Below are 22,706 nucleotides of genomic sequence, written 5' to 3'. Positions count from 1 at the left end.
TCCTTAATTTTTAATCATTTGTTCTAAACTTAAAGCCCCATCTAACAAGGTTTGTTCATCATAAGCTTTGCAAATCAGTTGTGCTGATATATTAAGCCCTTCTTTATCTTTTGCAACAGGCACACTAATGCCTCCAAGTCCTGCTAAATTTACAGAGATAGTATAAACATCTTCTAAATAAGTTTGCATAGGGCTTTTTTGAGTATCAAATTTAAAAGCCGTTGTAGGGGTTACAGGCATAAAAATAAGATCACAATCTTGCAAAATTTCTTCATATTTTGCCTTGATAAAAGCTCTAGTTTTTTGTGCTTTGATATAATACGCATCATAATATCCACTACTTAAAACAAAAGTTCCTAACAAAATTCTTCTTTTTACTTCTTCGCCAAAACCTTCGCTGCGTGTATTTACATACATTTCTTTTAAATTTTGGATATTTTCAGAACGCTTGCCATAACGCACCCCATCATAACGACTTAAATTTGCACTTGCTTCAGCTGTTGCGATGATATAATACGCTGCGATATCAAACTTAGAATCAAGCAAATTTTTATATACAATCTCATGTCCATTAGCTTTTAACATATCTATGGTTTTTAAAAGTGCGTTTTTTACTTCGCTATCTGCATCATTGACATAATTTTCAATCACTGCAATTTTTAATTTTTTATTTGCATTTAAATTTGGAGCGGTTTTGATAAACTCGATATTTGCACTCGTGCTATCCATTTTATCATATCCTGCGATCGCATCATATAAAATTGCCGCATCTTCTACATTTTGCGTTAAAACCCCGATTTGATCCAAACTTGAAGAATAAGAAGCCAAACCATAGCGACTCACTCTTCCATAACTCGGTTTAAATCCTACACAACCACAAAAAGCCGCAGGTTGGCGTACAGATCCTCCTGTATCAGAACCTAAACTTGCTAAAGCCAAGCCACCCGCTACCGCAGCAGCGCTTCCACCACTTGATCCACCTGGCACACGCTCAAAATTTAAAGGATTTAAAGTTTTTCCATAACAAGAACTCGCTGTTGAACTTCCCATAGCAAATTCATCCATATTACAACGCCCAAAAGGAGAAAAACCATTAGCCTTTAAATTAACAATTGCACTTGCATCATAAGGAGCGATATAACCTTGTAAAATCTTACTCGCACTAGTAAGCTCCCAGCCCTTTACACTGATATTATCTTTTATGGCTACAGGCACACCTTCACCTGAAACACTTAAGTCCTTATCTAAAAATTGTTCGATATAAGCACCTATTTTTTTTTCTTTTTTTGCTTTTTCATTGAGTTCTTTTTTTAAATTTTCAAGTTCTTCTTTGGAGTATTTTAAAGCTTCTTTTAAAGTTGTCATTTATTTTCCTTTGTTTTTTTGATCAAAAATACCGCTAAAGCACTAAAAGCCAAAATCACCGCTATAGTTGTGATGATAATACTATTTGAAATAGGATTTTCTAGCATTGAATCCCTTTTAAAACTTCTTCACATCTTAAACAAGGCGTTTCTTCATCTTTACTTTGAAGTTTCCAACATCTTGGGCATTTACAAAGTGAAGCTTTGGTGATTTTAAATTTCTCATTCTCTACTTCAAATTCAGCCAAAATTTCTTCATTTTCATTACTGATTTGACTTACCATAAACCAATCGGCTAATTCCTCATTTGGGAATTTATTAAAACTAATGTTTAAATTTAATTCCAAGGTGGATTTAATGATTTTATCTTTTTTAAGCATATCAATTTGTTCAAAAAATTTCTCTCTAGCACTCATTAAAAATGTATCATCTATACCAAAATCATAATCAAAATCCTGAGTTAAACTCAAATCAAATACATCTTTTGCATCGCCTTTGATTAAAACATTAGCATGTTCTAAAGCCTCATCTACACTATAGCTTAAATTTGGAGCAAGTAAATTTAAAAGTTCTTTTGCTATCAAAGCCATAGCCACTTGAGCAGATTTTCTTCTTTGAGCATTTTCACTATCACAATAAAGTCTATCTTTACTGATATCAAGATAAATCCCACTTAAATCCGCACTTAAGAAATTTAAAAGCAAACTAAAACCTTTAGCAAATTCATAAGCAAAAAATGCTTCTTTACTTGCTTTAAAAACTTTGGTTGCACGACTTAATATCCATTTATCAATAAAACTAAATTCTTTAACTTCTAAATCTTTTAAATCATTGGTATTAGCAAGTAAAAATCTTATAGTATTTCTTATTTTGCGGTATTGTTCGCCCACTTGTTTTAAGATATTGTCTGAAATTTTTAAATCACTTGAATAATCACTTAAAAGTATCCAAAGTCTTAAAATTTCAACTCCATAGGTTTTTGCTACATATTCAGGAGCAATCACATTGCCTTTAGATTTAGACATTTTTTGCCCTTTTTCATCGGTGGTAAAACCATGAGTTAAAATGCTTTCATAAGGTGCGCTTTCATTGATCGCTGTACCTACAAGCAAAGAGCTTTGAAACCAACCCCGATGCTGATCGCTTCCTTCTAAATACATACTTGCTCTTTTTTCTCCTGCGTCATAAAGTCCGCTATTTAAAACCGCATTAAAAGTACTTCCACTATCAAACCAAACATCTAAAATATCATATACTTTTTCTAAATTTTCAGCTTTATATTTTGAATTTGTAGGAATTAAATCTTTGATTTCAAACTCCCACCACGCATCAGCACCGTGTTTTTCAAAAATAGCTACTACAAAGTCAAAAAGTTCATCATCAAAAATCACTTCTTTAGTGTTTTTATCTCTAAAAAAGGCTATAGGCGTTCCCCAGTCCCTTTGTCTTGAAATACACCAATCTGGGCGATTTTCCACCATAGAACCTATTCTTTTTACCCCACTTTGCGGATAAAAGGTTGTTTTTAAAAGTTGTTCTTTTGCACACTCTCTTAAAGTTTTTCCTTGAAGTTTTGGTTCATCCATTAAAATAAACCATTGTTTAGTAGCTCTATAAATCACAGGCTTATGCGTTCTCCAACAAAATGGATAAGAGTGTATAAATTTAGAAGAATGTAAAAGTTTTTCGCCTAAAAGTTCTAAAATTTTTTCATTGGCCTTAAAAATATGAAGACCTATAAACTCTTCAAGCAAATGAGAAGGCAAAAGCCCTTTAGCTCTTAAAGTTTCATCATAACATCCACTATCATCAACAGGCATTAAAACCTCAATGTCATATTTCAAACAAGCATAGTAATCATCTTCGCCATGTCCTGGTGCAGTATGCACAAGTCCACTTCCACCATCCATCAATACATGCTCGCCCATAATTAAAACAGATTTTCTTCCATTTAAAGGATTGATAGCTTCAAGTTTTTCAAATTCTTTTGCGTTTAATTCTTTTTGAATTTCTCCACTTGTAAGTCCTTTTTCTACCATACTTTTAAGTAAAGCACTTGCAAAAATCAAACCTTCTTTAGTGATCACATAATTTTCGTTAGGATTTAAGGCTATAGCTTGATTAGCCACCAAAGTCCAAGGCGTAGTTGTCCATATCACTGCACTTGCTTTTGATACGCCTAATTTTTCGCAAGCTTTTGCATCTAAATCAAAAGCCACAAAAAGAGAATAATCTTCTTTATCTTGATACTCTACTTCAGCTTCCGCTAAAGCTGACTTTGCCGCCCAACTCCAAAAAACAGGCTTAGAACGCTCACAAAGTAAGCCTTTTTTAGCAATCTCGCATAAAGTTCTATAAATCGCTGCTTCAAACTCAAATTTCATAGTCAAATAAGGCTTATCCCAATCTGCAATAATGCCTAAATTTTTAAATTCTTCTCTTTGGATATCTACAAATTCACTCGCATGTTGTCTGCAAAACTCACGAATTTCTTTTTTACTTAAGCTTTTTTTCTTTTCTCCAAGCTTTACTTCTACTTGTTGCTCTATAGGTAAACCATGACAATCCCACCCTGGAGTAAAACGCACACTCTCACCTTTAAAATAATGCGTTTTGATAATAGTTTCTTTTAAAATTTTATTTAAAGCATGTCCTATATGGATATGTCCGTTAGCATAAGGGGGGCCATCGTGTAAGGTAAAACTTTTTTTCGCATTTTTGCGATTTTCTTTCATTTTTTCATAAGCATAACTTTGCTCAAACCATTTTTTAAATCTTTGCGGTTCAAGTTCCGCTAAATTCGCCCGCATAGCAAAAGTAGTGCTGGGCAAAAGTAGAGTTTCTTTGTAGTCCATTTTTTCCACCTAATTTTTAATAATCTTAAATTCTACTCAAATTAGCTTTAATTTCTACTTTGTTTTTGGCTATAATTATAAGAAAAAAAGGAAAATTTATGAAACATTTGCTTTATCTTATAGGAGATGAGCTTACTATAAACGAAAAATTCAAAAATTATATTTATAGAACTTATGAAGAAAAATTTAAAGAAATCAACGAAATTCGCATACAAAATAAAACCGATAAAGATTTACCCTTTTTGCTTGAAAACCTCTTAAATCAGTATGATTTTATCACTTTATTTACAAGCCCTTTGCATTATGCGACTGTTGCTAAAATTTTAGCAACTTTAAATGATGATAATCTTATCTTAAAAGATGATACCTTGGTTCCAGATAAAGCAGAATTTAGTAAAAATAGCTTTGTGTGTAATTTTTCAAATTCAAAAATCAATGTCGTGAAAATAAATCCAAGCGAAAAATTACCCAATCTTCTTGGGCATATAAAATTAAATTTTGCATATTTTTGCATTTTTGGCATGGATGATGAAAGCGCTATATTGCTACTGCAAACCCTAACAAAATCTTATGAGATAAGTATAAAATCAACCAAGCTTTTAGATAATCTTGTGCTTATTAAGGCTACTTGCGCTAATTTTGGAAAACTTGATGGTTTTTTAAATAGCGTAAAAAATCTTTTTGGACAAAAGGTGTTTTTAGGTAAAGATCCTATACATTTTATAAGCTCTAAACTTTTAGAAAAAAAATTAAAAATTTCTTTTGCTGAAAGTTGCACAGGTGGACTTTGTGCAAGCACCTTAACTAAAATTTCAGGTGTAAGTGAAATTTTTGAAGGATCTATTGTAAGTTATTCCAACCGCATCAAACACGAATGGCTTGGAATTAGCGAAAGCGTTTTAGAAAATAATGGCGAATACAGTGAACGCTGTGTTTATTTTATGCTAAAAGGTATTTTTAAAACAGCTAATCCTGATTTTGCCTTAGCTATTAGCGGAGTAGTTGGCGAAAAAGATGAGAGGAAGATAAAATCAGGCACTATTTATATAGGTGCAATGTTTAGAGATGGAACTTTTATCCAAGAAACGCTTTATTTAGATGGGGATCGTGAATTTATGCAAGAACAAGCTGTTTTGGCAACTTTTTGCTTACTTTTAAAATTAAAACCTGAGATTTTTGAAATTTAAGGGATTTAAAAATGAAAAAAATTAAGCCAAAAGAAGACTTGGAAAAATTTATCCCTTGATAAAACAATTAAGAAACAACCTATCTTTGAAAGGTTTTTTAGACAAATTCCAACTTGCTACACAAACTCAACATTATAAACTTTTTGCCTATGAAAATGAGGGAAGCTACAAAGCAGCTTGTGGAGTCATGCCCTTTAATGTACTTTATCATAATCATTGTCTTTATATTTGTGATTTTGTCGTAGATGAAACTTTAAGAGGAAAAGGTATAGGTCAAGCTTTTTTGAAAAAAATCCAAATTTGGGCAAAAGATCAAGGATATGAAGAATTAGAACTAAGTTCAAGTTTTTTTAGAACACAAGCTCATGAATTTTATATCCAAAAAATGGGTTTTGAAAAATCCGGTTTTGTTTTTAAGAAAAATATCAAACTATAATATTTTTTGATTAAGCTTTGCATTTTATAATTAATATTATTATTTTTGATTTTAAGGAATAAAATGAATTTTAAAGAACTAATTTCAAAACGCAGAGCTTGTAAACTTTTTAATGATAAAAAAATCAATGAAAAGGATTTGCATTTTATATTAGAAAGTGGAGTCTTAGCCCCGAGCTCACATGGATTTGAGCCTTGGAAATTTGTAGTATTAGAACAAAAAGAACACAATCTTAAACTCTCAACCCTATGTTACAATCAACAAAATGTAGCAAGTGCGAGTCATAATATTATTTTTCTAGCAAGAAAAGATCTTCAAAGCAAAGATGAATTTGCACAAAAACAAGTGCGTCGTTTCTCAGGTTCTAGCGAAGAAAATTTTCAAAAAATTTTAGAAATTTACACCCATAAAACCAATGCAATGAATGATAATGAACTCTATCATTACGCACAACTTCAATGCTATCTTGCTATGATGCAAATGTCGCTAGCTGCAATGAGCTTAGGTATTGATTCTTGTATGATAGGTGGCTTTGAAAAAACTAAGGTTGATGATTTTCTTCATTTAACTTATCCTTTTGAAACTGCTGTAATTTTATCCTTAGGATATAAAGCCCACGAACCAAAATATTCTACTCAACGCTTAAATTTTAATGAAGTCGTCGAATTTTACAAGGAAAAATAATGAAAAAAGAACTTGAAATTTTTAGCACAAGATATTCTTGTAGAAATTTTAAAAATGAAAAACTCAAAAAAGAGGATTTAAATTCTATTTTAGAAATAGCAAGATTAAGCCCCAGTTCCTTAGGACTGGAACCTTGGAAATTTACAGTAGTGCAAGATGAGAAAAGAAAAGAAGAACTTTCTAAAATTTGCAATCAACAAAAACATGTAAAAGATTGTGCTGCATTAATTATCATCATTTCAAGACTTGATTTTTTGGATTATTTTGAAGAAAAACTTAGAAAAAGAGATATGAGCGAAACAGAAATTCAAAAACGCTTAGATACTTATATGCCTTTTTTAAAATCTCTAAATCAAGAACAAAAAATATCTTATGCAAGAGAACAAGCTCATATAGCTCTAGCTAGCATACTTTATAGTGCTAATGCTTTAAATATAGCAAGTTGTACTATAGGTGGTTTTGATAAAGAAAAGCTTGATTCTTATTTATCACTTGATATTCAAAAAGAAAGATCAAGTTTGGTGGTGGCTTTAGGATATTGCAACGATGAAAAAAATCCTCAAAAAAATCGTTTTAGTTTTGATGAAGTTGTAAAATTTATTTAAATTTTGCTTAAAAGCAAAATTTAAATAAAAATAAACTGATTCTTTTTTGTATTTTTACTAAGTCTTTGCTTAAATTTTATACAATTTTGATTATAATTTTACATTTAATTTCACAAGGCTTGTTATGAATTTACCCAATATCTTGGCGGTTTTTAGAATGGTTTTAGCGCCTTTGCTATTTTTTTTATTAATTCATCATTTTGAAAATATTCATCAAAGTTGGATTAACTATTTTGCTGCTTTAACTTTTTCATTAGCAGCTTTGAGTGATTTTTTTGATGGATACATTGCAAGAACTTGGAAACAAACTACAAAACTGGGCGGAATCTTAGATCCATTAGCCGATAAAATGCTTGTTTTAGCAGCTTTTTTAGGGCTTTTGCTTACAGGAAAAGCTAATGAATGGGTAATTTATATTATATTAGTAAGGGAATTTTTTATCACGGGTTTTAGAGTTGTGATGATCAGTGAAAATTTAAATGTCAATGCTTCTTTTGCAGGCAAACTTAAAACCGCTTTTCAAATGACTGCGATAGGATTTTTAATCATGGAGTGGATAGGCGGAGAAATTCTACTTTACATAGCTTTGATTTTAACTCTTTATTCTGGATTTGAATATATCTATACTTATACAAAAGCTCAAAAAAAAGGAGAAAAATGAGATCTTTATTGTTTTTAATTATTATTTTGATTTTAGGAATTAAATTTTATTCTATTGAATTTTTAGCAACTGTTTTAGTCATCTCATTTTTAATCTTCTTTCACGAATTAGGACATTTTTTAGCTGCAAGATCTTTGGGTGTAAAAGTTGAAGTCTTTAGCATAGGATTTGGAAAAAGTCTTATAGAACGCGAATTTAAAGGCACAAACTATCGCTTAAGTGCTTTGCCACTTGGAGGATATGTTAAACTTAAAGGACAAGATGATATGCGTCCTGGTTTTGAAAATCTAGACAAAGATAGCTATAGCATTTTAAGCCCCTTAAAAAAGATTTATATTCTTTTTGCTGGACCATTTTTTAACCTGATTTTAGCTTTTTTTCTTTATATTATCATAGGAAATTTAGGCTTAGAAAAACTTGCTCCACAAATAGGAAACATAGCGCCAAACTCTGCTGCACAAGACATAGGACTTCAAAAAAATGATACTATCTTAGAAATCAACGGTATAAAAATTCAAAGCTTTGATGAAATTTCAAAACATTTAAGTTTAGAGCCTTTGAAAATATTAATCAATAGAGAAGGAAAAAATTTAGAATTTATTTTAACTCCAAAAATAGGACAAGGATATAATGACTTTGGGCAAATTATTGAAAAACCTCAACTTGGAATCAGTCCAAATGGTACAAGCACTCTTGTAAAACATCAAGGTTTAGAAAGTTTTAAATATGCCGCACAAGAAAGTTTTCAAGCTTCTACACTCATCATCAAGGGTATAGTAAAACTCATAAGTGGTGAAGTTGAAGCAAAAAATTTAGGTGGTATTATTACCATGACTGAAATTACCTCAAAGGCTGCACAAAATAGCTTTACTTTACTTTTATTTATCACTGCTTTAATTTCTATAAATTTAGGTATTTTAAATCTTTTGCCTATTCCTATGCTTGATGGAGGACATATACTTTTTAATATTTATGAAATGATTTTTAGACGCAAGGTTCCGCAGCGTGCTTTTGAATATCTAAGTTATGCAGGCATGGCAATACTTTTAAGCTTGATGCTCTTTGCAACTTATAATGATATATCAAGGATTGCAGGTGAATAAAAAATTTTCCTACCCTATTCCAAATTTTACTGATAGAAGAAAAAGTATCATCTTTTGGCGCTATTTGCGTTTTCAAGCAAGAAAAATTCTATATTTTCCTCAAGTAAGACTTCTGGAAAAAACGCTTAATGAAGAAAAAAATAAACATTTAAAAGACTTTTTCTCTCAAAGACCCTATGCTTGCTACAATGCTACAAGAAGATTTTGCGATAAAAGTTTTAAAGCAAATGAACGCGTTAAAACACTTATTTATGATGTTGATAAGGGACTTACTTGTTTTAAATTTCTTCCCGAAGAACAAATGATTTTTTCTTTTGATAAAGATTTTGAGCTTTTTTTAGGATATAACCATAATGTTTACGAAGAAGGTTTTTGGGCTTTTTCTTTAAAATTTAAAAAATACACTATTTCACAATGTAATTTTTGCTTTACTTTAGAAAATAATCTTCTACTTTCTTGCATACAAGGATATAAATACAAAGATTTCAATATTTTAGAAATTAATAAAATTTTAACTAAAAAATGTCACGGTTTGCGCCCTGTTGCTTTACTTATAGAATGCTCTAAGATGCTTTGTGAAATTTTAAAACTTCAAGCTACTTTAGGTGTACATGAAAAAAATCAAATCCGTTCTCAAAAAGGAAAAGAAAAGGGCTATTTTGTAGATTATCAAAAAATTTGGCTAGAAAATGGTGGAGAATTAATAAAAATCGATAAACACAAATACTACAAGCTCCACCACTCGCAAAAAAACCTAGAAGAAATCCCTTCGCAAAAACGCTCCATGTATAAAAAACGTTTTGCTATGCTTGAAAATATTAAACAAAATTTATTCCAAATTTTATCTAAATAATACTTTTTAAATATTCTACACTTTTCTCGCAACCTTTTTTTTGAAGTTTTAAAAGCCTCTCTAAGCATTCTTGAGATACTTCTTGGGGATAATAATACTGCATAGCTTTTAAATCTTCAAATAAAGCTTTTTCTATCTTAAAAGCCCCTTTACCTAATTCTTTAACCCCGCCTGTTCCTTTTTCTCTTTTAAAAGTCGCACAATAAGGATAACATTGCTCTACATTAATACGGTCAAGTCCTTCTTTTTTAAGAATTTCTACACAAGTTTTAATGTCTAAATTTCCTTCTCCTAAAGGAACGCCACAAACATATTCTACACCCTCTTCAATGAAAACTATATGATCTTTACAATGCGTGCTAAAAGTATATTTAGCCATGTCTTTGCAAGCTTTTATAGGATCTTCATAGGCCATCATGGAATTTCCAAAATCATATAAAAATCCTATTTTAGGATGATTGATCAATTTCAACAAATCAAGCAAATCCTCTGAAGTTTGATACTCATGATTTTCTATAGCAAGTTTTAAATCATATTTTTCCAAAATCGGTATCAAAGCTTTTATTTCATCCTTTGTAGCTAAAAAATCTTCTTTATCGAATCTAGCAGTAATTTTAGAATCATCATAAGCCCCATCGCTAGCATGTTTAACCTTTTTATTTTTATCGGTTAAGGGCACATAAGAGCGTATAATTTTAGCGCCTAAAATAGAAGCTACTTTAGCAATTTTTTCAAATTTATCTTTATTAAAACCCTTAGAGTCGATCTCACAATACATATTGTATTCATCCAATTTAGCTTTAATTTTTTTAAGATGATTTTCGTCATCGCTTCCTAAGCATCCCCATTCTTCATCCAAACCAAAATCTTTAATGATATTTATAATCACACCCTCACAGCCCAAATTTTTAGCAAAATCGATATAAGAAAATATATCCATCCTGCCATTTTGAAACCATAAATGCATGCTTTCAGTTTCTAAACCTATTTTCATGATACCACTCCTTTTAATGCTTTTTTTCTAGCTATCATCTTAAGTAAAATCGTAGTTACAATCACACCACAAATAGCAAAAATCCCCATTAACGCAAAAACAATTTGATAGCCTAATAAACCTTTAAAATGATCGATCATAAAACCATAAAGCGCAAAACAAAAAAGTTGTGGAGAATAACCAAAAATACAAGCTATACTCATAGCAGCTCCGCTAATTTCTCTAGGTACTTCTATCTCATCCACAGGTGCAAAAAATGTCGCACGCATAGTAAAAACAAGAGCGGCAAAACCTAAGGTTAAACTCATACCAAAATAAATATTTAATTTCTCATGAGGCATAAAAACAAAAATTAATATGGCCAAGGCTCCTAAAATCAAAGCAAAACGCAAATATCTTGTTGAAGATTTAAAGGTTTTATCTGCTAAATATCCCCCAATTGGCCCACCTACTAATTTTAAAGTGTATTGATTGATAATACCATAAGCACCGACCAAAGCCACAGGCATACCATAAATATCTTTTAAAAATGGAATAAAATAAGTCAAACCACAATACACAGAATAAATAGTAAAAATGGTCAAAGATACCACCCAAATTTCAGGAGTTTTAATCGCTTTGATAACTCCATTCCAAGCGACTTTGTTTTTACTGATTTCATTTCCTTGCTCATCTTGGGTATTAATTTTGTCATCTTCAAGTAGAAAATATGCCAAAATACCTGCTATAATCACACAAGCGCTATAAAATAATATAGCAGCCTTAAGTCCACCTGCGCCAGATCCTAAAAGTAAAAAAATTCCCAAAGCACTAAAAGCAACTATAGTATCTATAACACCACGTCCTGCTTCTAAAAATCCAAAAAGTCTTCCTTGTTGAGTAGAATCTCCAAGCAAGCGAATGGCTTTAAGCAAAACAGGCCAATACACAACTTCTCCAAATAAAGAAAGCAAACCCCAAGCTATTAAAATTCCATAAAAAGAAGGAAAAGTAGAAATATAAATTCCAACCAAACCCACACAAACCAATGAAAAAGGAATGAGTATTTTTTTAGAAAATCTATCTGCTATATAAATAGATGCAAAATTTCCTACCGTTTGCACTATGCCATAAACTGAGAGCGCGAGTCCAATTTGTGTATTGCTAAGATTCATAAATTCTTGCATAGGCACATAAAAGGCATCTTTTAAAGAGGAAAGTTTAAAAACAGTTCCTCCGCCAATAACTAAAACGATAAAAGTAAACCAACGAATAGGTTTCGTACTATTCATATCCACCCTCCTTTTTTAACAATTCGCAACTTAAATTAATTATATCACGGATTAAGATAAAAGGTTAAAATTTCACCTTTAAATTATAAACAGTAATTACAAAAAGTTACAACACTTATTGAAGTATAAATTAAGTATATTTTGATATAATTTAGTCTTGCTTTATGCAAAATCCTTGCTCATGAAAATGGGCTTTAATATCCATAAGGAGAAAAGATGAAACATTATGAGGTTTTATTTATCTTAAAACCAACACTTACCGAAGAGGAAGTGAATGCGAAGTTGGAATTCGTTAAAGAAGTCCTAACCAAAAATGGTGCAGAAATTGAAACTGTTGTTCCAATGGGCACTAGAAAATTAGCGTATAAAATCAAAAAATACGAAAGAGGAACTTATTTTGTGATTTATTTCAAAGCTCCTACAAACTTGATCGCTGAGCTTGAAAGGGTGTTAAGAATCACTGAAGAAGTAATAAGATTTTTAATCGTAAAATATGAAAACAAAAAAGAAATTGCAGCTTGGGAAAAACTAAGCCACGGGATTAAGCAATCTAAAAAAGAAATCAAACCTTTAGATGCTCCTGAAATTCAATAAGGAAAAAGATGTTTAACAAAGTTGTTTTGGTTGGAAATCTTACACGTGATATAGAAATGCGTTATGCACAAAGCGGTAGTGCTATTGGGGCTTCTGCTATCGCAGTAACAAGAAGATTTACCACAAATGGAGAAAAAAGAGAGGAAACTTGCTTTATTGATATAAGCTTTTATGGTCGCACCGCAGAAGTTGCAAACCAATACCTTACAAAAGGTTCAAAAGTACTCATAGAAGGACGTTTGAGATTTGAACAATGGAGTGATCAAAATGGGCAAAATCGCTCTAAACATAGCATTCAAGTTGAAAATATGGAAATGCTTGGCGGCAATTCCAATGCTCCACAACAAGGTGGAATTGGCAATAATAGCTTTTCAAACAACAATTATAGTGGAAACTATGAAAATCAAAGCTATGATCCTTATATGAGTGAAAATCAAAATTTTAATAAAGCAAAAGCAAACCCTGCTCCACAAAGAAACCAAAACCCACAACACGAAGAAAAATTAAAAGAAATTGATATCGATGCTTATGATAGCGATGATACTAATTTACCATTTTAAAGGATAAACTATGGCAGAAAAAAGAAAATACTCTCGCAAATATTGCAAATACACTGAAGCAAAAGTTGAATTTATTGATTATAAAGATACAGCAATGTTAAAACATGCTTTATCTGAAAGATTTAAAATCATGCCACGCCGTTTAACAGGTACAAGCAAAAAATACCAAGAAATGGTAGAAGTTGCAATCAAACGTGCAAGACATGTAGCTCTTATCCCTTATATAGTGGATAGAAAAGAAGTAATCAATAATCCTTTTGAAGGACTATAATCTTTTAAAAGCAAACTTGTAAAAAGTTTGCTTTTATATACATTTATTCTCAAAATAAAATTAAACCAAAGTATATTCTAAAACATCACTAAAAGTATCAACAGCAATGATTTCCATATTGTCCCTAACCTCACTAGGAATATCTTTTAAATCCCTTTCGTAATTTTTTCTTGGGATTAAAGCTATTTTTATATCTGCTTTATAAGCCGCAATTAATTTTTCTTTTAATCCACCTATTGGTAAAACTTTTCCTTTTAAATCTATTTCACCTGTCATTGCAATATCTGCTTTAACCTTTCTATCACTAAAAATAGAAGCAATAGCTGTGCTTATCGTAATGCCTGCACTTGGGCCATCTTTTGGAGTAGCTCCATCTGGCACATGTATATGAATATTATAACTATCATAAACATTAACTTTAGGATCGATAATTATTTTTTTAGGTATTTTTATTTTTCCTTCATCGATTAAAACTTTTATCATGCTAAAAGCAATTCTAGCTGATTCTTTCATTACATCACCCAAACTTCCCGTGAGCGTTAATTCTCCTTTACCTTTAATTTTTACAGCCTCTACTTTTAAAACATCTCCACCTACACTTGTCCAAGCCAAACCATTAACCTGACCTACTTGATTTTCTCCATTATTTTTTTCTATTTCAAAAACTTTTTTATCTAAAAATTCATTCAAATTTTTTGTATTAATAATGACTTTTTTAATATTTTCTAAAAGTAGTTTTTTAGCACTCTTACGACACAACTCTGCCACTTTGCGACGCAAATTTCTAACTCCTGATTCACGAGTATAATCACTAATGATTAACTCTATAGTTTCATCATCAATAGATAATTCATTGGATTTTAAGCCATGTTTTTTAAGCTCATCTGGAATTAAATATTTTTTCATTATATGAAATTTTTCACTTGGAGTATAAGAGCTAAGTTCTATAAATTCCATTCTATCTCTTAAAGGTGCAGGAATATTGCTAATATCATTTGCCGTTGCTATAAAAATGACTTTACTTAAATCAATATTAAAATTTAAATAATAATCCCTAAATTTAGAATTTTGCTCTGGATCTAAAATTTCTAAAAGCACCGCACTTGGATCTCCTCTAAAACTGCGATTTAATTTATCAATTTCATCCAATACAATTACAGGATTAATTTGTTTTGCCTCTATAAGTCCTTGGGTAATACGTCCAGGCATAGCGCCTATATAAGTTCTACGATGACCACGCAGCTCATTAACATCTTCAAGTCCACCTAAGGCTATACGAATAAGCTCTCTTTTTAAAGCTTTTGAAACAGAATTTGCCAGTGAAGTTTTACCCACGCCAGGAGGCCCATAAAGACAAAGTATAACTTTAGCACCATCTTTTTCTGCTATTTTTCTTTTTTCTAAAAGTTCCCTAACTGCAAAATATTCTTCTATGCGTTCTTTTGGTTTATTTAATGCATAATGATCATGGTTGAGCTGTTTTGAAACTTCTTTAATATCAAGTTTTTTCTTAGAAATTTTTTCAAAAGGAATATCTAATGCTGTTTCTATGTAAGTTTGAATCATCGATGCTTCGGAATTATCTTGATGAATGCGTTCGAATTTTTCAATTTGTTTTTTGATTTCTTTATAAGCGTCTTCGTGCATAAATTTCTTCTTTAACTCCAGACGCTTTTGATATTCTCTAACCTCATCTTCTTTTTGTGTATCAGAACCAAGCTCTTTTTGAATTTGTCTTAATTGTTCTTTTAAAAAATATTCTTTATTTACCTTGTCAATACGAGAATGTACTTTGTTTTTAATTTCTTTTTGAATTTTATTGGCTTCTATTTCTTGAGCAATTAAATCTATTAATTTTACTAATTTTTGCTCAAGATCTGTTAAAACAAAAAACTCATAAGCAACTTGTTTTTTAATACGCACAGTATTTAAAATCAAATCACAAATCCTAGATGCATCAAAACCTTCTTCAATTGTTCTTAAAAGATCCGGAGAAAAATAATGACTAATATTTGCCAAATTTTTTACCTTCTCTTTTAAAACTTCAAGAAGTGCTTCTTTTTTAGTTCCTTCTAAAAAGTCTTCTTTTATAAGTTCTATCTTGGCTTCCAAAGGTTTATTAGAAACTTGCTCTATAATTTTACCCTTAGCATATCCTTGAAAAAGTATTTTCACTCTTCCATCAGGTAAAGGAACTTTTCGCATGATAGTCCCAATCACTCCACAATTATAAATTTCATCAAAATTTCTTCCATTTTCCAACCTTGAAGGTGCAACAAAAAGCATACTATCATTTTTAATCGCAAGATCTAAAGCTTTCATATTGGATGAATCGTTAATAAAAATAGGAGTTATCATAAAAGGATATAAAAATAATTCATCTTCAACCAATACTGGTAAATTTGCTGGATAATTTTGTATCTCTTCAATCTGCATTTATTTTCCTTGTTTATTAAAATCTTTCAAATATACTTCTATACCAAGGAAGCTCAGGTTTGATAATACTTTGCTGATAAAATTCACTTTCTTGAAGTCTTTGTTTATAAATTTGTGCACTTTCATCATGCCCTATGCGCTGGTATAGATTTTCTATAGTACTATTAAGATAAAAAACCGCTAAATTAAATTTTGTAAGCATTGTCTGAACCAAAGGTTCATATTCTGTATAAGGATAATCTTTCAAAAAAGTATCTATTTCTTTTTGGCTTTCAAGCATTAAAGCCTGATTACGATTTGGCACTGCAAATGCATCAAATTTTGCTTTAATTTTAAGATAGCGAATATAATCAGCATTGCGTGAATTTCCAAATTTTTTATTATATTCATCTAAATAAAATTCAGCTAACTTATATTCCTCTTCATCCATATGAGCTTGTGCTAAAATAATTAAAGTAGTTTCCAATAAAGGATCGGCAACGTGCTCACTTGCCATACCATTATAATGATCATCGGCTTTTTCCAAATCCTTGTCCTGCAAATCTTTAATAATTTGCTTATACCACTCACTAGCACTAAGATTGTATAAACCTTCATCATTTTTCGTACTACACGCATTAAAAAAAACCAATAAAAAAACCAATAAAAAAATACCTTTTTTCATACTTCACCTTGATTTATATTCTCAAAAATCTATATTTTAACGATTTTATAATTATGTTCTTCTAAAATTATAATAAAATTAATTAAATAATTTAAAATTTTGGAATGATTATTGCTTATTTTATGTTAAAATATTAAACATTATAACTTGAGGAGAAAACATGACCCTAGCTGTTAAATGCCCTATCTTAGGTTTTGAAGAAACCAAAAATATGGAATTTTCAACTATCGATGAAGTATTTGTAAGACTTAAAAGTCTTGATGGTAAAGACTTTTCTTTTGTTTTAATTAATCCTTATTTAATTAGACCTGATTATGAATTTGATATACCAACTTATTATCAAGAGCTTCTTTCTTTAACACCTGAATCTAATATGAAAATTTTTAATATAGTAGCCATAGCAAAAAGCATTGAAGAATCGACAGTGAATTTTCTAGCTCCAGTAGTCATTAATCTTGATAATAATACTATGGTACAAGTGATACTAGATACAGTTAATTATCCGGACTTTTTTCAAGCTGATCAAATTGCTAATTATATTAAAAAATAATGCTCTATATACTTGCAAATGGAGCTATGGCAACAGCCTTAGCCTATGGATTAAAAGATGATTATGAAATTTGTATAGTAGGAAGAAGTATAGAAAAACTTCAAGCCCTCACCAAAGAAGGCTTTAAAACCTTACTTTACAAAGATTTTAACATAGAAGGTAAAGATGTTATTTTAGCATTTAAACCCTATGCTTTAGAAAATATTGCTCAAATACTAAAAGGACAAGCACGTATCTTAATCTCTGTTTTAGCCAATGTTGATTTTGAAAAACTACAAACCATCAAAGCTCAAAATTATGTTAGAATAATGCCTAATACAGCAGCTAAATACAAGGCTTCAACCACACCATATATACTTAAAAACTCTCATTTTGAAAATGAAATTTTAGACATTTTAAAAACTTTTGGCTCGGCTTATAAATTAGATAATGAAATACAAATGAATGCAGCTATGGCGATTAGCGGCTGCGCTCCTGCTTTTTTAGCACTTATAGCAGAAAGTATTGCTAATGCTGGAGTTTATGAAGGTTTGTCAAAAGAACTTAGTCTCAATCTTACGCGCTCTTTATTTAAAAGCTCTAGTACTTTACTAGAACATGAACATCCAGCTATTATCAAAGAAAATATTTGCTCTCCTGGCGGAGTTACAATAAAAGGCATAAAAATACTCGAACAAAAAGGAATTCGCGGAAGTTTTTTTGAAGCCATAAATGCTAGCAGCGCTAAATGAAAAAGGCTTTCATACTTATAGAAAGTATTAGTGCTATAACGATCATATCTTTAATTTTCATTGGTATTTTTTATTACTATACTCAACTTTACAAAAACTATGAAAATTTAAATATTTTTGAAAGACTCTATAAACTTCAAGAAGAATTATATGAAAAGCCCATTTTTAAAACCATCATACTTCAAACTTCAGCCTTAAAACCTATAGTTTTACAAGAACAGTTTGTTAATGATGGTATATTTCAATTTCAAAAATTATACTTTCAAGATCAAAATTATAGCGTTTATTTTAAAGAATGAGCAAAGCTTTTACACTTTTTGAACTTATAATATCACTAATACTTTTTACTTTTATAACTAGCTTACTTTCAAAACCTTTAATGGATTTTTATCATTTAAATTTCACTGCTTTACATACAAACAATCTTATCACTCAAACACATTTAAACTTGCTTAAAATAGAAAAATTAATACAAAATTGTATTAATATTACATTTTCACAAAATACATTAAAATGTCTTTTAAAAGATGAGTTAATTAGCCTAAAAGATAATAAACTTTATCTTATTAACTCTGCTCTTATTTTAGAAAATAATCATACACTTTATTCACCTCATTCTGATTTTAAAACACAACTCCAAAACAGAAAAGATTTATATAACGACAATGAGCATATTAGCTATGCTTATAAAATTAATAAGATTGAAAAAATATCCATCTTGGAAAATGGTATATCTGCAAATTTTACAGGTAGTTTTATTCCTTTGCAAGCTCAATTAGTTATCAAATTGCAAAATGAAGGACTTATATATGAAATAAAGCCAAAATTTAATGAACAATTAAACCAACAAGGATTAATTTCTAAAAACATAAGCTCATTTAACCTGCAAAACAATAAATTAAAAATTTGCCTAAAAAGACAAACAACATATTGCCTTGAAAAAAGAATTTTACTATGAAAAAAGCTTATGTTTTAATTTGGACAATTTTTTTAATATTACTAATAAGTCTATGGATGAGCTTAACCTTAAACATATCCAGCTACACTCCAAAAATAATCCAAGATAGTTATTACTACCTTCAAGCTCAAATTTTAAGTCATAATGCAACACAATTTTCTAAATATTTTTTATATCAAGCAAAGCAAGAAAATAAAGAATGTTTAGATAATATATATTTTAATTACGCAAAAGCTTTGATTAAAATAAAATACTTTTATCCTATTGCACAATGTGTTAATTTTAAATTTTCCAACTTTAATCCCGATGCAAATTTAAGCAAAGATGGTGTTATTATAGCCCACATTAGCATTGCTTTAAATCGTGATAAAAATGTCAATGATGAAATTTTACTCACAAAAAGCATTATTATTTATCCCAAAGAAAATTTTTGGAATTTAAAAAATTAAACCAAAGTCTTAGCAAGCTTAACACACTCTAAAAGACTTTGATTTTCGCATATATAAAGATTTTTAAAATTTAAAAGTTTCTTTGCTGTGCTTTGTCCTATAACTACAACCTTATCTTCTTCTTTTAAGCTATAAAATTTTAAAAAATTTTCTACACTTAAAGGAGAGGTAAATATAAAAATAGCAGGATGAGTAAGTTTTTTATCACCTTTTTTAAAAACATTTTCATAAACAATCATTTCATCTAAATCCACACCTGCATTTTTAAGATCCAAATTTAAAGTCGAAACAATATTTTTAGCCCTTAAATACAAACATTTTTGCGTTTTTAATTCCTCTTTAAATTCAAGAAAAAGATCTTTTCCGTAAGCCTTTGATGGAATTTTAATCTTTTTAAAACCTAAATTTTTAGCGTATTGAGCTGTACTTTGTCCCACAGCGTATAAATTGAGTTTGAAATTTAAAGTGATTTTTGCATGTTGCAAAGCTTTTAAAGCATTTTTTGAGGTGCAGATTAAAGCATCATATAAACTCAAATCCACACTAAAATCATAAAAAACAATCTCATTTAAAATAAGATTTTCCACCCCTTCAAAAGGAGTTTCATTTAAGAGGTAAATTTTCATAGATTTTACACTTTAGCTCTTTAGCTGCCAAAAAAGCATCTTTAGCATCCATGATCGCCCTAACCACAGCCACACCGCTTAAATTTATACCCTTTAACTCAACAAGTGCTTCTTTATCAATCCCTCCTATAGCTACAACCCCTATAGGACTTTTATCACAAATTTGACTTAAAAGCTCAAGACTTAAAAGCGAACTTTCTTTAGTAGGTGTTGCCTTAATAGCTCCACAACCTAGATAATTTGCTCCCTGTATAAACTCAAGTTGTTCTAGCTTTTTAAGGCTTAAGCCTATGATTTTTTCATCTCCTAAAAGCTTTCTAGCTAGTTTTACTTCTAAATCTTCCTGCCCTAAATGCACCCCATCAGCATCTAAGGCTAAAGCTATGTCCACTCTATCGTTAATCAAAAAAGGTATTTTATAGGCCTTGCAAAGTTTTTGTACCTTTAAACCTAGTTTATAAAATTCTCTTGCATTAAGCTCTTTTTCACGAAGTTGTATGATACTCACTCCGCCTTTTATAGCATTTTCTAAAGTATTTAAAAAACACTCCTCGCTTTTATTTCCCTGAGAGGCAACTAGATAAAGACTAAGATCTAATTTATTTTTCATCTAAAAACTTGAAAAAATGATTTGTAGGACCACAACCTTTTCCAAGATTGAGTGAATAATAAATCGCATTTCTTACATATTCTTTAGCTTCACTAACGGCATGAAATAAATCCTTGCCTTTAGCTAAATTACTAGCAATAGCCGAAGAAAGCGTACAACCTGTACCATGAGTATTTTTAGTTTCTATGCGTTCGCCTTTTAAAATATAAATTTCTTTTCCATCATAAAGCACATCATTGGCATTTTCTTCACTATGTCCGCCTTTAAGTAAAACTGCCTTAGCTCCCAAGCTACATAAATGCTTAGCTGCCTTTATCATCTGCTCTTCATTGGCAATCTTAAAACCACATAAAAACTCTGCTTCAGGAATATTAGGCGTAAGAATGTCTGCAAATTTTACTATGGTTTGTTTGAAAAAATCACAATTTTCTTGAGGCATTAAAGCATAACCATTTTTAGCAAACATTACAGGATCAATCACTATATTTTGAGGTTTAAACTCGCTTAAATTTTTAGCTACACAGCTCATTAATTCACAAGAACCTATCATTCCGATTTTAGTTGCCTTTGGCACTATATCTTCAAACACGGCAAGCATTTGTTCATCTACGATTTGAGTAGGTATATCGTGTACAGAAATCACCCTTGCGGTATTTTCAGCTACCACACTTAAAACCACACTCATACCAAAAAGATTGTGCGCACTAAAGGTTTTAAGATCGGCTTGTATCCCTGCTCCACCACTACAATCACTCCCTGCTATAGTTAAAACAGGTATAAGTTCGCTTCCTTTTGCTTTCATAAATCTTCCTTTAAAATTTTGATCCATTCTTCACCCTTAGAGCTTAATTTTTGTCCTTTAAAACTCTGTTTTGCAAAAGCTACGATCAAAGCATGAAAAATTTGATAAAGTTCGTAAAGTTCGCATTTTCTCCCTAAAATTTTACACAAATTTTCTTGCTCACTTTCTATACCACTTTGAAAAAATTCTCTTAATTCTTCATAATTTTCAAACTCATAGCCTAAGTGAAAAGCCAAACGCAAACTATAATTATCTACAACCAAAATCTCTCTTTTACAAAGATAATTTAAAATACCATCAACACTTTCAAAACCCAAACCTTTGATATTTAAAAGCCACTCTCTGCTTACATTTGTTTTAAAATTTTCTAAATTTTCATAAGTGTTTATGATACTTTCTACTAAGCCTTTTAAACGCTTGGCTTTGGTGTTATAAAATCCGCTAGGCTTAATTAAAGTTGCAAGTTCTAAATTGGATAAAGCATTGATTTGTTCTAAGCTTGCAATATTTTCTTTTTTTAAATTTTCTAAAGCTTTTAAGACATTTTTCCAATTTGTATTTTGAGTTAAAATCACAGAAATTAAAAGCTCAAATTCACTCAATCCTTGATTTTCAAGCCAATCAAAATCATGATAATTTAAATCCAAATTTAAAAGCTTGGTAAAAATTTGTGCTCCAGTCATTTAAAATTCTCCTTAAAAGCCAAATAAAATTGCTTTGCAGTACGACCACTTCTACTTGCTCTTAGAGTAGCAAATTCTTTAGCTTTAGCGTGTAAAAGCTCTTTATCACAAGAATAATCTTTAAAATAAAAATCTATCATCTTTAAATACTCTTCTAAATTTCCCTGATAAAAACTTAACCACAAACCAAATCTATCACTCAAGCTTAATCTTTCTTCAGCAGCATCGCTTAAATGAAGTTCTGTATGTGCAATTTGCGTATCAAGATTATCAATAATGCTTTCACTTAATAAATGCCTGCGATTTGAACTCGCATAAATAATTACATTATTTGGGGCTTTTTCTATGCTTCCCTCAAGCAAAGGTTTTAAAAATTTATAACTATCATCTCCCTTCTCAAAAGAAAAATCATCACAAAAAAGTATGAATTTAAAATTTTCTAATCTGATTTCATCGATGATATCTGCTAAGGCAAATAAATCTTCTTTATTTAATTCAACAAGTCTTAAGCCCTGATCTTTAAATTCATTAAATATAGCTTTAATTAAACTTGATTTTCCAGTGCCCTTAGATCCCCATAAAAGTGCGTGATTTGCTCCTTTATTTTGAATGAAATTTAAAGTATTTTCATAAAGTGCTTTTTTTTGACTTTCCATACCTACTAAATCTTTTAAAGTGATAGGATCGATTTCAAAAATAGGCTTTAAATAGTCTTTTCTTGCTCTATAAATTGCTGCGTAAGTTTTATTCCAATCCATT

Annotated in this window: 26 protein-coding genes and 1 pseudogene; 15 read left to right on the top strand and 12 right to left on the bottom strand. The window is 30.3% G+C overall.

The genetic code is table 11. The features are described 5' to 3' along the window. Positions 1-3: 3 nt before the first annotated feature. The 3 genes from gatA to ileS are packed head-to-tail and all read right to left on the bottom strand — an operon-like array spanning position 4 to position 4,219. The gene (gene gatA, locus ELQ11_RS01735) at positions 4-1,365 is read right to left on the bottom strand and encodes an Asp-tRNA(Asn)/Glu-tRNA(Gln) amidotransferase subunit GatA (protein WP_134225116.1); all 1,362 of its coding nucleotides are present in this window, start codon (positions 1,363-1,365) and stop codon (positions 4-6) included. Continuing rightward, positions 1,362-1,472, bottom strand: a complete 111-nt coding sequence (locus ELQ11_RS01730; protein ID WP_134225115.1) for a hypothetical protein — start codon at positions 1,470-1,472, stop codon at positions 1,362-1,364. The genes gatA and ELQ11_RS01730 overlap by 4 nt, the downstream gene beginning before the upstream one ends. After that, on the bottom strand, positions 1,466-4,219 hold the full coding sequence (ileS, locus tag ELQ11_RS01725) for an isoleucine--tRNA ligase (protein WP_126219144.1): 2,754 nt from the start codon (positions 4,217-4,219) through the stop codon (positions 1,466-1,468). Before ileS ends, ELQ11_RS01730 begins: the two co-directional genes overlap by 7 nt. Positions 4,220-4,317: 98 nt before the next feature. Between ileS and ELQ11_RS01720 the strand changes: the two genes are divergently transcribed. From ELQ11_RS01720 to ELQ11_RS01690, 7 genes and pseudogenes are all read left to right on the top strand, one after another. Continuing rightward, positions 4,318-5,406, top strand: coding sequence for a CinA family protein (locus tag ELQ11_RS01720; RefSeq protein WP_088261238.1), 1,089 nt, complete (start codon positions 4,318-4,320; stop codon positions 5,404-5,406). Positions 5,407-5,417: 11 nt separating this feature from the next. Continuing rightward, a pseudogene (locus ELQ11_RS01715) lies at positions 5,418-5,842 on the top strand (GNAT family N-acetyltransferase). Positions 5,843-5,905: 63 nt separating this feature from the next. Continuing rightward, a complete protein-coding gene (locus tag ELQ11_RS01710) occupies positions 5,906-6,526 on the top strand; it encodes an NAD(P)H-dependent oxidoreductase (RefSeq protein ID WP_084763522.1) in 621 nt (206 codons plus the stop codon). Beyond that, positions 6,526-7,131, top strand: a complete 606-nt coding sequence (locus ELQ11_RS01705; protein ID WP_134225113.1) for an NAD(P)H-dependent oxidoreductase — start codon at positions 6,526-6,528, stop codon at positions 7,129-7,131. The genes ELQ11_RS01710 and ELQ11_RS01705 overlap by 1 nt, the downstream gene beginning before the upstream one ends. A 124-nt stretch (positions 7,132-7,255) precedes the next feature. Beyond that, positions 7,256-7,792: a CDP-diacylglycerol--glycerol-3-phosphate 3-phosphatidyltransferase gene (gene pgsA, locus ELQ11_RS01700; RefSeq protein ID WP_044780215.1), complete on the top strand. Its 537-nt coding sequence runs from the start codon at positions 7,256-7,258 to the stop codon at positions 7,790-7,792. Continuing rightward, entirely contained in the window at positions 7,789-8,895 is a 1,107-nt protein-coding gene (gene rseP, locus ELQ11_RS01695; RefSeq protein ID WP_070242928.1) for an RIP metalloprotease RseP, read from the top strand. The genes pgsA and rseP overlap by 4 nt, the downstream gene beginning before the upstream one ends. Further along, positions 8,888-9,748 carry a VirK family antimicrobial peptide resistance protein gene (locus ELQ11_RS01690; protein ID WP_002870550.1) on the top strand — a complete coding sequence of 287 codons (861 nt, stop codon included), beginning with the start codon at positions 8,888-8,890 and terminating at the stop codon, positions 9,746-9,748. The genes rseP and ELQ11_RS01690 overlap by 8 nt, the downstream gene beginning before the upstream one ends. Here ELQ11_RS01690 and ELQ11_RS01685 read toward each other — a convergent pair. Further along, entirely contained in the window at positions 9,741-10,742 is a 1,002-nt protein-coding gene (locus ELQ11_RS01685) for a sugar phosphate isomerase/epimerase family protein (protein ID WP_002870549.1), read from the bottom strand. The two genes, ELQ11_RS01690 and ELQ11_RS01685, sit on opposite strands and share 8 nt — an antisense overlap. Next, complete coding sequence (locus ELQ11_RS01680; RefSeq protein ID WP_052857605.1) at positions 10,739-12,013, bottom strand: MFS transporter; 1,275 nt, start codon at positions 12,011-12,013, stop codon at positions 10,739-10,741. Before ELQ11_RS01680 ends, ELQ11_RS01685 begins: the two co-directional genes overlap by 4 nt. Before the next feature lie 216 nt (positions 12,014-12,229). Between ELQ11_RS01680 and rpsF the strand changes: the two genes are divergently transcribed. Genes rpsF through rpsR form a run of 3 tightly spaced genes read left to right on the top strand, consistent with a single transcriptional unit; the run spans position 12,230 to position 13,438 of the window. Next, positions 12,230-12,607, top strand: a complete 378-nt coding sequence (rpsF, locus tag ELQ11_RS01675; RefSeq protein ID WP_002812868.1) for a 30S ribosomal protein S6 — start codon at positions 12,230-12,232, stop codon at positions 12,605-12,607. An 8-nt stretch (positions 12,608-12,615) separates the two neighbouring features. After that, positions 12,616-13,167 (top strand): single-stranded DNA-binding protein, encoded by a 552-nt coding sequence (locus tag ELQ11_RS01670; RefSeq protein WP_002861797.1) that lies wholly within the window; start codon positions 12,616-12,618, stop codon positions 13,165-13,167. A 10-nt stretch (positions 13,168-13,177) separates the two neighbouring features. Next, positions 13,178-13,438 (top strand): 30S ribosomal protein S18, encoded by a 261-nt coding sequence (rpsR, locus tag ELQ11_RS01665; protein WP_002853032.1) that lies wholly within the window; start codon positions 13,178-13,180, stop codon positions 13,436-13,438. 60 nt (positions 13,439-13,498) lie between these two features. Here rpsR and lon read toward each other — a convergent pair whose 3' ends face one another. Both lon and ELQ11_RS01655 read right to left on the bottom strand, forming a co-directional pair. Continuing rightward, on the bottom strand, positions 13,499-15,874 hold the full coding sequence (lon, locus tag ELQ11_RS01660; RefSeq protein ID WP_002870546.1) for an endopeptidase La: 2,376 nt from the start codon (positions 15,872-15,874) through the stop codon (positions 13,499-13,501). Between the two features lie 16 nt (positions 15,875-15,890). Continuing rightward, complete coding sequence (locus tag ELQ11_RS01655) at positions 15,891-16,538, bottom strand: outer membrane protein assembly factor BamD (RefSeq protein ID WP_002870545.1); 648 nt, start codon at positions 16,536-16,538, stop codon at positions 15,891-15,893. 160 nt (positions 16,539-16,698) lie between these two features. Between ELQ11_RS01655 and fliW the strand changes: the two genes are divergently transcribed. From fliW to ELQ11_RS01630, 5 genes are read left to right on the top strand one after another with little or no spacing between them, the layout of a single operon-like run. After that, positions 16,699-17,088 (top strand): flagellar assembly protein FliW, encoded by a 390-nt coding sequence (fliW, locus tag ELQ11_RS01650; protein ID WP_002852982.1) that lies wholly within the window; start codon positions 16,699-16,701, stop codon positions 17,086-17,088. After that, positions 17,088-17,819 carry a pyrroline-5-carboxylate reductase gene (locus tag ELQ11_RS01645; RefSeq protein ID WP_002870544.1) on the top strand — a complete coding sequence of 244 codons (732 nt, stop codon included), beginning with the start codon at positions 17,088-17,090 and terminating at the stop codon, positions 17,817-17,819. The genes fliW and ELQ11_RS01645 overlap by 1 nt, the downstream gene beginning before the upstream one ends. Beyond that, positions 17,816-18,118 (top strand): transformation system protein, encoded by a 303-nt coding sequence (locus tag ELQ11_RS01640; protein ID WP_002855822.1) that lies wholly within the window; start codon positions 17,816-17,818, stop codon positions 18,116-18,118. Before ELQ11_RS01645 ends, ELQ11_RS01640 begins: the two co-directional genes overlap by 4 nt. Next, entirely contained in the window at positions 18,115-18,777 is a 663-nt protein-coding gene (locus tag ELQ11_RS01635; RefSeq protein ID WP_002870543.1) for a hypothetical protein, read from the top strand. Before ELQ11_RS01640 ends, ELQ11_RS01635 begins: the two co-directional genes overlap by 4 nt. Further along, positions 18,774-19,226, top strand: coding sequence for a hypothetical protein (locus tag ELQ11_RS01630; protein ID WP_002870542.1), 453 nt, complete (start codon positions 18,774-18,776; stop codon positions 19,224-19,226). Before ELQ11_RS01635 ends, ELQ11_RS01630 begins: the two co-directional genes overlap by 4 nt. Here the strand turns inward: ELQ11_RS01630 and ELQ11_RS01625 are convergent. From ELQ11_RS01625 to ELQ11_RS01605, 5 genes are read right to left on the bottom strand one after another with little or no spacing between them, the layout of a single operon-like run. Beyond that, complete coding sequence (locus ELQ11_RS01625; RefSeq protein ID WP_002870540.1) at positions 19,223-19,852, bottom strand: uroporphyrinogen-III synthase; 630 nt, start codon at positions 19,850-19,852, stop codon at positions 19,223-19,225. The two genes, ELQ11_RS01630 and ELQ11_RS01625, sit on opposite strands and share 4 nt — an antisense overlap. Continuing rightward, on the bottom strand, positions 19,830-20,462 hold the full coding sequence (gene thiE / locus ELQ11_RS01620; protein WP_053872792.1) for a thiamine phosphate synthase: 633 nt from the start codon (positions 20,460-20,462) through the stop codon (positions 19,830-19,832). The genes ELQ11_RS01625 and thiE overlap by 23 nt, the downstream gene beginning before the upstream one ends. After that, the gene (thiD, locus tag ELQ11_RS01615) at positions 20,452-21,264 is read right to left on the bottom strand and encodes a bifunctional hydroxymethylpyrimidine kinase/phosphomethylpyrimidine kinase (RefSeq protein WP_126210772.1); all 813 of its coding nucleotides are present in this window, start codon (positions 21,262-21,264) and stop codon (positions 20,452-20,454) included. The genes thiE and thiD overlap by 11 nt, the downstream gene beginning before the upstream one ends. Beyond that, complete coding sequence (locus tag ELQ11_RS01610) at positions 21,261-21,947, bottom strand: endonuclease III domain-containing protein (RefSeq protein ID WP_052949317.1); 687 nt, start codon at positions 21,945-21,947, stop codon at positions 21,261-21,263. The genes thiD and ELQ11_RS01610 overlap by 4 nt, the downstream gene beginning before the upstream one ends. After that, positions 21,944-22,705 (bottom strand): ATP-binding protein, encoded by a 762-nt coding sequence (locus ELQ11_RS01605; protein ID WP_052949316.1) that lies wholly within the window; start codon positions 22,703-22,705, stop codon positions 21,944-21,946. Before ELQ11_RS01605 ends, ELQ11_RS01610 begins: the two co-directional genes overlap by 4 nt. Position 22,706: the final 1 nt, after the last annotated feature.

Origin of the sequence: Campylobacter sp. US50a (genome assembly GCF_004379015.1) — a bacterium.
In the GTDB taxonomy this organism is placed as follows: domain Bacteria; phylum Campylobacterota; class Campylobacteria; order Campylobacterales; family Campylobacteraceae; genus Campylobacter_D; species Campylobacter_D jejuni.
The sequence above is the reverse complement of the archived record's forward strand: the minus strand, read 5'-3'. Positions and strand labels throughout refer to the sequence as shown.